The sequence below is a fragment of the Anabaenopsis sp. NIES-4685 genome (assembly GCF_059725405.1).
This window is the reverse complement of sequence record NZ_AP043602.1, coordinates 2,922,470-2,935,717: the sequence shown is the minus strand read 5'-3', so window position 1 is coordinate 2,935,717 and position 13,248 is coordinate 2,922,470. Positions and strand designations below refer to the sequence as shown.

The following is a 13,248-nucleotide window of genomic DNA, read 5'->3' as shown; positions in this document are numbered from 1 at the left end:
ACATTCCCCATTGAGAACAATACTTAATTGTTACCCATTAACCAACTTTCTGGATGATTAATCATTTTTACTAATCCGCTTAAAACTTGATTGTATGTACTATATAAATCTCTTCCTTCCTCTACGGAAATATATTGACATTTCACTGCAAATTTTAGCCACACTTGGGTTTCTGCTGCTTCCGATTCACAATCATTTAATTTAGCTATAAATGATGCTTGATACCTTCTTTTTCTCCATGCCTCTGCATAATTCGCACATACTGAACGAGAAGAACGACGTATTTGGTCAGTCAGAGAATATCTTTCTTCCGCAGGAAACTGTTTTGATAACTCAAAAATTATCATCGCTGCATTAAACGCTTTTTGATATATTACTAAATCTTCATGGGTTTTAATTCTTCTTTGTTCTTCTTCTTTGTCCATCCTTCCTTGTCTACCTTGTCTTTCTCCATTATAAATCTCTATGTAAAAAACCTACCCCTGTGAGGAAGGGGAGAAGGGTTTGCGATCGCCATAGCTTAGATATTCAGCTATCAAAAATCACCAAAGTCATTGGCAATACCTAAACTAATTATCCATGTTTCTCGCAGCAATTCGCTCTGGTCATCTGCATCTTTGACAATTAAATCAGCCTTAGTGGGAGGACTAGCGGTATTTACAGTCAATCTTAAGTCAATTCCTCGATCGCCTGGATGACGACTTGTAATGTTTAAATCCACTTTGGCTACATCTGTAATCGGGGTGTCGGTTTGAGGGTCATAGAAAGCCACGGTAATTTGACGCGATCGCCATCTGCCCTCTACAGCTTCAGTTTGTACTAATATTAATTTAAATCGATTATTTGTCACCCTGCGCACCGTAGCACTCACCTGTACCCCCACCTTTCTGGGTTGTCCCTCATTTTTTTTAACTGCTCGTTGGTGATGGTAAGTAATTACAGGTACACAAACTTCTTGTAGAGATGCACCACCATGTACAAATTGTGACCCTGCACCTTGAACAGCAAAGCGTAATGACCCACGGGGGACTATGGCAAAAAGATTTTCTGTTGTGTAGGGTAACTTGAAATGCAGTAGGGTACTATCACTTACCGGTTTGGTTGCTAATAAGTAGCGACGTTTACTTGCTAAGAGAGCTTCATCACTGGGGATGGGTCGTTTATCTGCTTCTTGAATGGGACGACGTTGATATAAAAAGCCGTGGTCAGCAGTGATAATCACATTTGTACCATTAAGGGAGTTACAAATTTTTTTGACTAATCTCAATAAATCGTCTATTGCTGTTTGACAATCAGAAAATACTTTGTGTTCACTAGATGCTTGATCTCCAATGGCATCAATGATATTATGATAGATGTAGATTAGGCGATAAGGTTGCACTGCTGCCCTTCCCGCCTCAGTATTCATAGGTAGCAAGTCTTTAGCATTGAGTACTGTTACTGCTACACCGCCATTTTGGCTGAGTACCTTTTCTCTGGCTGCTGTGCCTTTGGTACTCATACCATCCCGCAATACATCATCATTATCTGGTGTTAATTCTAACTTTGAACCTGGTAAAAGTGCTGCCATCCCCCAGCGGGTAACACTGGGTAAAATACCTAAAACCGGTTCTAGGCTGGTTTCGCCCCGGACTTTTGTTTTAATGACTGTTGCTAGTTCTCCGGCGACTTCGTAGCGCAAAGCATCGGAAATAATTACAAAGGCTTTTTCTCTGTCGCTCCGGGCTAAAATTGGTGATACATATCTACGAAAGAATCCCCGCTGTGGCGGAATATCTGTTAGTTCCCAACTGTCACCCAGAGCATCTGACCAGGCTGAACCTAGTTTATCTAAAAACCATTGGGTGTAAAAGTTTTCTATATCTTCAATTAATGCTTTGAGAATATCCCCTTGAGCTTGATCGCTAGCAAAGATAAAATGGCGATATGCTTGGTCAAATTGGTGTAAATCACTGGCGTAAGCTTTGAATAAAGCTGGCGCAGGTTGGCGAAATCCACCTAAATACTGCTGTCGTAACTCCCAAAGTGCGATCGCAGCTTCCAAAGCTTGATAAATTTTCTCATACCGAGGAAACCAAATCAAAGTATAACGGGCTTTTAACCAGTCTTTCCAAGGGGTTACTTCCACTGTTGGTGTTTCTGTTCCGGGAGTGGAGATTTGAGTAAAACCAGTTTGCAGGGTTTTCACACAAGCGCGAATTAACACCAGATCTACAGCTTCAAAACTAGATGCTTCATATAAAATTGCTGGTGATTCATTTTCAATCACATCAAAAATATGCAACTGGTCTGCTATTTCACCACTTAATTTTTGCCATCCAGGGGAATCTTGTTGATCTCGCATCCACTGGTCAATAAAAGCATAAGCTCTTTGTCCTGGGGTGATAACTTTGTTTGCTAACTGTCCAGGAAGCTCACCATGTAAAGATTTAGCGAAATGGGTAATCAGTAAATGTATACATAATTTGTTTAAGCTGGGGTTGGGGGAAGCAAAACCTGTGTGTTCTTGAACAATATCCCAGAAGGCTTGTGGGGAAACAAGTTCTACAATCTCAGACCATAGGGGATTATCAGTTTCTAATAATCCTTGCAATAGTACCTGGCGAATTAAACCACTAGGATCAGGGACTTTTAAATTTGCGAGAACCGATAACATGGCTAAAAATAATCCCCGTTCATCGCTATCAGGAGAAATAGCCATTGCTTGCAGGTCTTCAGCCCGGTTTTTACGGCTGAAGAATTTTAAGTGTTGACGAATGGTTTTTTCTAAACGTCGCTGATGTAGTCCTAAATCAGCATAAATTAAAGCTGCTGAGTCAGCGGAAAAGGTGAAACCGCTTTTTTGGATATCTAACAGCCAATTTTCTTGGGGTTCTGGTTCAGGGAAGGGAGCATACAGCAGAAAGTTTTGATTGGGGTATTCAATCAGTAAGCGATATTTGACGGTGAAGGGAGTATCAGCAAGTTGGAGTTTTTCCACTTCTTCTATTTGCAGTTCGTTGAAGATGCTGGTAAATTGCTGATCGGGGTCGTACCAAAACACTATCCGCCTTTGTGAGTGAGACCAACGGGCGGAATCTTGGAAGATGTTTTCTAGTTGGCTTTGGATACGAGTGGTGTTCATTTAAATAATTGAAGCAGTAGTAAAATATTTCAAATGTAAATTATTTCAAAATTTTCTGTTACTCAACTTCCTCTTCTTCAATTTCTTCTTCATTATCTTCTTCTTGTTCTACTACAGGCAAATTTGTCGGTGCAGGTTTAGATTCTTTTGACTTTAATTGATCCAATATCTTTTTAATTTCTTCTGGTATATCACTAGGCTCAATACAATTTAGAATATCGTTTTTCGATAAATTTAATTTTAAATCTTTACTTACCCATGACATTAAACCTGTCAAAGCTTCTTTCCCCATTCCAAAAATTATTAATTTATCAAATGTTTTATATGTTTCGTAATTTTCTCGCTTCTCCTTGGATTCACTTTTGGCAACTTGAGGATTACGGTACTCATCTAATTTTAACAACAAAGCTGTTTTGTAGATACTATCTTCTAAGTTGTCATCATAACTATATTTACTCATGGATATAGTTTCCTTAAGTAACTCTATTATTTTAATTCTAATTTCCTCCTCACTAGGTATCTTTTTTTGTGGATTAGGATTAGGGTGTTTATTCATCAAAGCCTTAAATATTAACCCAGGAGAAAGTAAATAGCTTTCTATTTCATACCTTTCTAGCTGATGTAGAATTACATTATTTTTATTGGCATATTCAACCAGCTTTTCCCGCCAATTTGAAGGAAGCCCATCGCCATCTCTAATGAAATGAATTTCAACATCACGACCAACAAATTTATTAAGTACTTTATTTATTTGAAAAGGAACTTTATCATCTTTGCCTTTACCCTTTAATAGAGGTACTGTGTTTGCTCCTGAAAAACATCTAGTATCTAAGACTTTATCAAATGTTTCAAGAATAGATGTATTAGAATCTTCAATAAAAACTAATTTGCCACTAACTACTGATTTGCCCAAATCATAGTTACCAACTAGAGTTAATATTTTGTCTTCGACATCAAAGGCATTGGTCAAAGGTTTATTTACTTGTTGTTGTGAAGTAACAGGAATTACTTCTGATGGATCAGCTGCTCTAATAATTGATGGAGAATGAGTAGAAATTATTATTTGAATCCCAAGCTCCTTTTGTATGTCACGTAATGTATTAGCCAAAGAGGTTTGTAAATTGGGGTGTAAATGAGCATCAGGTTCATCAAGCAATACAACTGTAGCTTTATCAGGACAGAAGCGATAAATCGGTGCAAGTATTTGTAAAACCTGCATGAAGCCGCTACCTGAAGAATTAAAATCAAGTGAAATTCTCTGTTCGGCACATAAGTCGCTATAGTATGCAGATATGTTTAAGTCTCTATTTTGATCAAAGGAAATAAGATCTAAATAAAAATTGAAATCTCTTTGTAATCTACGCTTTAAACTATTAAATTTACCTGGGGACTGTTCCATCGTGTCCAGTAATAAATTCCTAATAATTGCACTTACCTGTCCAGAACGGAGCCTATCTTGTATTGCTACTGGAAAAGCTCGTTCTTCTGATGATAGCAGCCCAACAAATCCTGAAATAAATAATGGTGCTTTTAAATGTAATTCTGGATTATTGTTTAAGTCGTGTTCTTGAGAAATACATTTAACATTAAACCCTCCATATAAAGACCTAATTTGTAGTTTGTAAATATTTTTTTTGTTGTCAAAAATATCTATGTTAGTTCCACCAGTCCCTCTTGTTCTCCCTCCTGCAAATTTTTTCGCGTAATATACCTCTTTATAGTCAGATATATTTAGTCCTGGTAGCAATGATAAGCCTACGCCTCTATCTCTTATTTTTAGGTTGTTACTTGTATCTAAGTAAACGAATTGATGTTTATATAAACTGATTAGAGCTAAATTAATTGCTTGCAATACTGTTGTTTTACCTGAACTATTTTCACCCATTAAAACTGTAAAAGGACATAAAAATATTTCGGAATCCTGAAATTTTTTGAACCGTTGAATATGAATTTTGTCTAACATTGTAGAGTCCTATATTAAAGTAAAATAATAAATTTTCAATTATTTATTGTGTTTTAAAAGATCCGTTTTCCATTTTGATGCTTTTTCTAAATCTGCCATTTTTAAATCTGTACCTTCATAAACTAACCCCTTAAACAGGGTGTAATTATATGCTACTCCATCATCGAGGTCAATTTTAATGCGTGTATCTGCTAGGTGTTGGAGTTTGGCTTGGTAGTCCCTTAGTTCTAATTGTTGGTCTTGTAGTTCTTTAAGGCGTTTACTGGCTGCTTTCTTGGTGGTGGTGCTGGCCATGGCGCTGTCTAATTGTTGTTGCGCTCTGGACATTTCCCCATCTAGCTTTACTTGTAATTCTAATACGTAATCCATCCGCAGACGGGCGAGGGTGTCTTGGTTGTAGCGGTGGAGGTAGACTAATGCGCCAAAGGCTCGCTTTTTACCACTGGTGAATAACCAGTAAATGGGGCGTTTTTTGTAGGTTTGGATGTGGTCAGAGATGAACTCTTGGAGGAAGTAGCGCCGGATGCGGTCTATTGGGGTTTCATTATTTCTCTGGGTGAGGGCGTTGGCGATAAAGTTGAGGTTTTCCATGAGGGTGTCGGGACTGTATGCAGCTCGCATAAATTCCACAAACTGGGTAACAATATCTTTATCAAAGTATGCTTGGTCTGTGATGGGTATGATGGCATTACTGCTGGGGGTAAATGTTTGGTGTAGTCCGGGGTCAAAGGGTTGACCAGCGTGGATGAGTCCGGGGCGATCTAGGCTATAGCGTCCCATCATACAGCCGACGGCGTAGGAAATGAGAGAACGGATATCTTTGTTTAGGTCGGCTCTGCGGATGGTAATTTGGTCGTCGGGTACTTCTGGGGTGAGTTCTTCTTGCAGTCCGTAGGCTTCTATCCAGTAGCGGTTATTTTCTTCTTCTAAGTGTTGCAGTTCTCGGAATGCGGTTTCTGCTTGGTTTTGCCAAATGTCAAAGGCTTCGCTGAGGTGTTTGGTGTTGTGGCGTAATAATGGGTGGGTTTGGAAGTCCCAGGAGGTCTCGAAGTTGTCCCAGTCTTGTTTTGATATGTTTTCCATTTGAATAACAGTAGATGTTATTTCAGATTGGCTATATCCATTTGTATAAGGCAAGTTTCTTATATCTCTTACTTGAAAATTAAGTGTAGAATTAAAAATTTCTAATAACTTAAGAGCAACTTTTGAATTTAATAAACCAAGCGTAGGTCTTATTTGATCATTGTTTTTAAAAAAAACTGATGAACCACCAACATCAAATGTTGCATATGTGGGTAGTATTCTAAAACTAGGAATTGATGAAGTGATTAAACCCCAAGTGATACCTTCCCTATACCATAAATACTCAGGTATAACTCTACAAACATGATCTTTACGATAATGAAATATAGCCTCTTTTGACCAATTAACTACTGATTCTAAATTACCAAACCATCTTCTAAAACCACCGCCTTTTGCATAAAATCGCCATTTAACATCTCTGCCGATGTTCTCTGAAAACAACTCCCAATGGTATCGCAAAAACCTATCATTAGATCCAGTTTTATTCTGTCCATCAGAAACAGTTATATCCCTGATTTTTTCATATTTATTAAATAAACAAACCATTTTTTCAGATAACCAATAAGCGATCGCACTTCCCGGAATCTTTGCAAAATCAGCAGGTTTAGTATAATAATTGCTGTTATTGAAAAATCTTTGCTCTAATTCTTCATTACTAGCTACACTTCCCTGTTTATCGAATAATTTTTTAAATACACCTAATCCATCGTAATAAATTTTGTTGCGAATAACAAATGAACAGCTACCAAAATCTGAACCGAAAACACCACGACCATTATGAACTAAACTTTCTAAAAATGTTGTTTCTAAAATTAATTTACGTAATTCTGCAAAACTTGATAAAAACATCCAATTAGGTATTGTTAGCATTGCAATTGAACCATACTCAAGGCAAAAATCAATATTTCTAATAATGTAACAAGCATATAAATCTCCTTTACCATATTGATAGTTTTTATTAACAAACTTTTTAACTACATCATTAAAAGAACCACTACCCATATAAGGTGGATTAGCCACCACAACCCAATACTTATTCCTCAACAACTCAGCTTGAGAAATCAAATTATATAACGGAATAACACTTTCCTGAAAAATAGGATTACTCCCCTGGAGATCATCTAATTGCTTACGCAACTTATCAGCATCAAAATCTGGTGGCGTTATCAAACTACCTAAACTATCCGCATCCTCAAAAGCATTTAGTAAAGGTTCCCAATCTTCAGGATTTAATTCAGCTACTGGAGGTAAAACCTGACTACGAGTAGAGCGCACAGTCATAATATTTAAAGCCGGAGGTTTCCGCAAAATCCGCGAATTAACCGCCCGTGCTTTCATCAAAACTGCAAAACTAGCCAACTGCACCGCCCGCTCATCAATATCTAAACCATATAAGTTATGAGTTAAAATCAGTACGGGAATATCTCTTTCTAAATAACCCTGTTCCTTATAAATTTCTAACAACAAGTCAAAGGCATATACTAAAATATGTCCACTACCACAAGCAGGGTCAATTACCGTTAATTCCTGGGGAGTCTGGGGAAGAATAGGGGAGGTATTGGGAGAGTGCAAAGGTAAAGAGGTTTTTTCAGCTTGATCAAGAAGTTCAAGTAAAGGTTCTTTTTTTGTTTCCCTTGCTGTCTCCACAGAATTAATCACCGATGACTCACCAGCAACATCGCCCAATTTCCCACCCTCTAAAAAATAGGGCATTTTCTCCCGTAAATTTGACTCTGGGTGAGACTCTAACCACAACCGCCCTAGGCTATTCTCTACCATGTACTGGACAATCCACCGGGGGGTAAATAATTGGGTGGCGGCGGGGATGTCTTTAGCCTCAATTTTAGATTTTGCCCCAATTATTTCATCTTTACGATCAGAAATATAAAACTGATATAGCCAACCTACTATTTCAATATCTTGCCAATCTTCCTCAGCAATATCCTTAACAAGTCGCCGTATAATTGAATCTTGATTAAGCAGATTTATAGGTAAACATAAAGCTTGATAATTTTTCTCTTTGTCAAATAACGTGGGAACACTAGCTGATAAAGCTTCACACTGAGCTAACAACATCCGACGATAAATATACCCATCGGGGTTAGGTTCTCGACTAGCAAACTTACGCCACTGGGTGAGTGTTGCTAAATTTAACCCTGGTAACTCTTCCATTTCCGCAATAGAGTAAGCATCCCGCAAAATATCAGGGTCTACTAAATTCGGGTCGCTACTACTCAACACCCGCCCAATGTACCTGTTTACCTCCATAAACCGCAATGCTGCGAAACGGTTAAACCAGGTGTAAGCAATTTCATCAATTAATGATTCCACAGCTTTAGCTAATTTCTCCCCTGGAGTTTTGGCGTTGTCCTGCTGTTGTAGTAATTCATCTAAACGTAATCTTAACTGTTGATATTGGTTAGCTTCTGTAGCGTTAAGGATTTGTCCAGCTACCAATAAACCGCCAGAAACAGGTTGCGGTTCTATGATTTTTTTCTGAGTGATACCGAATTGAGCAGCACGCACTGTTATTTGTTGCTTTAAGTAACCACGCGCCCAATTTGCAAAGTTTTTAACAGTAGTGCGATTCATGACAGTTAAAGTTTTGGCTGAGATAATGCTGAGATAATGCTGAGATAATTTAAAAACCTGTGTTTTTAGTTACTAAGAGGATGTTGTATAAGATTTTAACAGATAATTTTTATTCTGAACTGTCAAGAATCACCGACCTTTTCGCCGGGGGTGGTTTCGACTACGCTCAACCACCGCAACCCTGAGCGACTTTTCAAGTACCCTCTTAGCCTTGCAAGTAACAAATACTTAAATTATTCTAGTCTCACCTTGTGATTCTGCTGAATTTGATGTAATAACTCCTGGCGCAAAGCTTCTACATAATTATTAACATCTTCTGGGGTCTCTAATACTAATTTAGTAGTAACTTTTACCACCTGTACCGCCACAATGGGTTTAGTTTTAACTACTGGTGTGGAGTTATCACCTGGACTTTGTAACTGAGTTTGAATAATTTGCTCTGCTTGCTGGTCTACTTGAGTCAGCAATGATGGTAACATTTCTTGTAACTCTGCTTCATGGGCGATCGCAGAATCAATACTCGTTACCTGAGAACTCGAACTAACAACCTGCTCAATTTGTTGTGTAATACTGCTGAAATCTAACTTCTCAGCAACTTCTGGATGTGCAGAGGTGATATACTCATTTACCTTTTCCCGCAATTCTTTACTCTTAGTCTCCACTTGATAAATTCGTTTACTCAAAACTCCCTGTACTTTGTCTTTCACAGGTTTAAGCAACATCGCCAACTCAGGAATCTTGTCCGTAGGGTCAGGCATTGCTAAAATCTGTTTAACAGACTCTACCCGCTTGAGTAATTCCGGGTCTGTAACATGGCGCAGTTCTGGTTCTAAATCCTGCAAATCCTGTCGCACTTGTTGAAATAATTTAATCTGTCCAGTAAAGAAATATTGCAGCTTCTCCACATCCTCAATATATTCTTCTATTTCATCCCGTTTAGTACGAATACTGCGGAACAAATCCGCCGCACCATCCTTAGTTAATAGCTCTCCCAACAAATCTAAATTTGTCTGCAATAATTGCATAAAAGGTAAACCATGCTTCTGCACCTGAACTAACCATTCTTCCAGTTGTTTACTTCGTGCTGATAAAGCTTTTTTGTAACTTTCAAATAATAGTTGAGGGTCACTGGGTATATTCCCATTTAGTAAGTCACTAGCCAAATCTTTGGTTACTTTTAAACTTGTTGGGTCAATGACATCAGCTAGTCGCACTGTATATGTATCTAAACCTTGACGAGAACGTAATATTTTAACTAAACCTTTTTCTCGCAGATTGACATTACCTTGTGCGTGTCGCAGTTGTACTACACCTTGATTAACCAACTCCGCCATCACTCCTAGGGTATCCAGTTGTGACCACCCGTAAGGACGAACAGCAAATTTATTGATTAATCCTTTAATTGTAACTTGGCGATAGGCGCGAGATTCGTCCTGTAACCAAGTACGCATTTCACTATGAGCAGCTGCATTAACTGGTTGTTCAGCAATGTTTTTTTCTTCGCTATCACGAGTCAACGCATTAGTAACTTGTTCCTCGGTTTCAAACCCACTAGCAACATAATCTAATTTTTGATAAACGTTCTTGACTAAATAGGTTAGTCCTTCTATTAACAAGTTTTTTGCATCCCGGTTACGAATTTCTACTTTAGTTCCATAAGCAAATACATCTGCACCCGCAATTAAATCTTCTAAGGTATTTTTGATATTTTCGCGCCGCTGATGATTTTGATCCCGCCGCGCCATTAAAATTCTTTGGATGTTGGGAGTCAAACTACTACTATTTTTCAGACGCAAATATTCATCTGTTTTCACTAAGGTATTCAGGTCATCAAGCAAGCATTGGTCATCTTGTAATCTGACTAATACCTCAAAACCTCCTCCCGTAATTCCTAGACAAAAATCATCCTCTTGCATAGCGGCGTACTTTTCTGCATAGGGGGTGACAATATGCAAAGTCAAGTCATTTGTTTGCTGTCCAGAGGTCTGTTCATCTAGCTGGCGACTAAATGGATATCTATGACGACCATATTTTAATTCTTTGTCAGTAAAAATTGAGTCCCAAACCAATGTTTGCATCTCTTTGCTCACTTTACCAGCATCAGCTTGGATATTTTTAATTTCTCTACCAATGTCTTGTTCTTCATGGGTGAGGAAAATATATTCATCACCATTGCGCTGAATTAAAGTCTGTCTTTCTAAACGTCCTAATGCAGCTTCTACTTGCTGTCTGAGTAATATTTTATCCTCGTCAATGTGACCTAAACTTAAAGTGGTCAAGTTATCCAAGTTTGCCCTGATTTCTTTGATATACTTGACCATGAATAATGTTTTTAACAGGTCAATATCAAAAGTCTGTAATTGTGGGTTACGTGTAGCCTGATTAATAACTTGGCTGATAGCAGTATCTAAAAATCCTTCAATTGCCATATAAAAGGTGTAGAAGGGAACTAGTACACCTAGAGGCTTTCCTGCTACTGCTTGGGAAGCGACCTGAAAAGCATCAAGTAAAGAACGTTCTCCCGATGCTAAATGTTTACCCGCAGAACCCATGAGGCGAATTTGGGTAAATACTTTCTGCAATAAGGTAAACTGGTAGGGAACAAAGGGATAAGCCGCAGTAAAATCTTTTATACTGCTATATCCTGGCATATCAGCACTATCTTGAGTAAAAGTAATTTGGTTTCTCAGGATGGCGACTTTTTGGTTATATAAAGCCTCTAGTCCTGTTTGTGCTGCATCAGTTTTACCCAGTAACCGCAATTTAATTACTTCGTCTGTGTTCGCAGAGGATAAACTCAGAGGACGGTAAAAACGCCCGATAATTTTAGAAAAATCCTCACCTTTAATCTTGTTTTTAGTAATCTCATCCATTGCTTCTTGGGATGTTACCACTACCCAAGCTTTACCCTGACAGTGTGTACCCAAATCTTCTACTACCGTCTGAAGATTTAACATCAGTTTACTGTCTTCACCAATATATTGTCCCACCTCATCCACCATAAAAATTAACCGGTGTTGGGGACTTTTACCATCTAAATATTGCCTAACTATTTGGGCGAATTTCTCCGGGCTTAAACTATAATTTTGTTCATTGAAATCTAATAGGCGGTTAGCTGCATCTGCACTCATCCCCGTACTCACTTGTAAAGCAGTGGCGATCGCATCCTGATAAAACCCCCAAGCATCGCGATTTTCTGACCATACCAAGCCACTTTCAGCTTGAAAAGCATCTTTAAAAACTTGATATTTACCTTGTTTATCTAACTGGCGTTCAAATTCAGCAATTGCAGGTATTGTACCAAAATAACCCAAATGCTCGTCAAAGACTTTTTGAAAAACTTTAGTAATGCTTTCTTTATCGTGTTTATTATTAGCATCTGCTTTAGAATCAATATTGAAAAGAATTACATCACAAGAACTTTGTGCAGCTTGGGTAATTTTTGCCAGTAATAAGGGGTCAGGAATACGTTCAGCGTTGAAATAGTCTAAAGCCCAACTACTACCCAAATTACGATTTTCTAACAGGTAAGAAAGAATCTTCAAAAAGTGCGATTTACCAGACCCAAAAAAACCAGAAATCCACACCCCCATTTTATCGGTAGGATTACCCAAAGCATCAGTAAAGCGGTCAAAAAAAGTTCGGAAGTGTTTATCTAATTCACGAGTAACAACATACTCCTCTAACTCCTGACGGATATTCTCGTCATCCTGCTGTCCTACTTTGATGACACCATTAATGTTACGGTTAATATCTTTTTGAAATAGTTCACTAATATTCATAAACGTAATTGTGAGGAATTAAAGGAAAAGCACGATAGTAATTGTCATCTTTAAAAGTGTTAAACAGGCGTAGCTCATGGCCATCATAGGAACCAGGAAAAAACATCACCAGGGGGATTTTATCCAGGATAGGATGTAGGTTATTCAGAATCGTATGTGACCTCACAAGGGGCCAACTTGCACCAACTCCCGTCATTAACACCAACTGTTCATCACCCTGTAACTGTTTCTGGATATGGGTAATAACTTGCTCAGGTCTAACAAGTGGTGCAATAGTTTTAGCTAAAGCTGCATTCCCCTTATTCACCTCCAACTCAAAAGCCCTTCCAAGCAACTTTCTTTCTTGCAATATTCCCAGAATAGTCTGGTAGAGATTAACTTCCAGGAAAATAACCCCACTGGGTGGATTGATCAATTGCGACTTTAAACGCTCAATATACTCCTGTACCAGTGGTTCATATTCAGCATTGTAATCAAAGATATAAAAACCAATCTCGTTACCAATACCACGGTTACCTAGAAGGCGCGTGTCTTGTAACTTCGGTAATAGTGCATCAAGGCGTTGGTGGATTGTCAAGGTAGGCATGAGTTTAACCAATACAGCCAGCAAGCATCTGAGATATTATTAAGAAATATCACAACTACTTGACAGTTAGCTTCACTACTTTGATTTAGTGAGTTATTGACAGTTTTATACAGTCTGC

At 38.2% G+C, this 13,248-nt stretch carries 6 protein-coding genes; all 6 read right to left on the bottom strand.

The features are described from left to right. Window positions 1-23: 23 nt before the first annotated feature. Window positions 24-425: a four helix bundle protein gene (locus AC6IZ0_RS12645; RefSeq protein ID WP_497723204.1), complete on the bottom strand. Its 402-nt coding sequence runs from the start codon at window positions 423-425 to the stop codon at window positions 24-26. Window positions 426-535: 110 nt separating this feature from the next. After that, complete coding sequence (gene pglZ / locus AC6IZ0_RS12640; RefSeq protein WP_497723202.1) at window positions 536-3,124, bottom strand: BREX-1 system phosphatase PglZ type A; 2,589 nt, start codon at window positions 3,122-3,124, stop codon at window positions 536-538. Window positions 3,125-3,182: 58 nt separating this feature from the next. Further along, window positions 3,183-5,087: an AAA family ATPase gene (locus AC6IZ0_RS12635; RefSeq protein ID WP_497723201.1), complete on the bottom strand. Its 1,905-nt coding sequence runs from the start codon at window positions 5,085-5,087 to the stop codon at window positions 3,183-3,185. A 39-nt stretch (window positions 5,088-5,126) separates the two neighbouring features. Further along, a complete protein-coding gene (pglX, locus tag AC6IZ0_RS12630) occupies window positions 5,127-8,762 on the bottom strand; it encodes a BREX-1 system adenine-specific DNA-methyltransferase PglX (RefSeq protein ID WP_497723200.1) in 3,636 nt (1,211 codons plus the stop codon). A gap of 233 nt (window positions 8,763-8,995) precedes the next feature. Continuing rightward, window positions 8,996-12,544 (bottom strand): BREX system P-loop protein BrxC, encoded by a 3,549-nt coding sequence (gene brxC / locus AC6IZ0_RS12625; protein ID WP_497723199.1) that lies wholly within the window; start codon window positions 12,542-12,544, stop codon window positions 8,996-8,998. Further along, complete coding sequence (locus tag AC6IZ0_RS12620) at window positions 12,534-13,130, bottom strand: DUF1788 domain-containing protein (RefSeq protein WP_497723198.1); 597 nt, start codon at window positions 13,128-13,130, stop codon at window positions 12,534-12,536. The genes brxC and AC6IZ0_RS12620 overlap by 11 nt, the downstream gene beginning before the upstream one ends. Window positions 13,131-13,248: the final 118 nt, after the last annotated feature.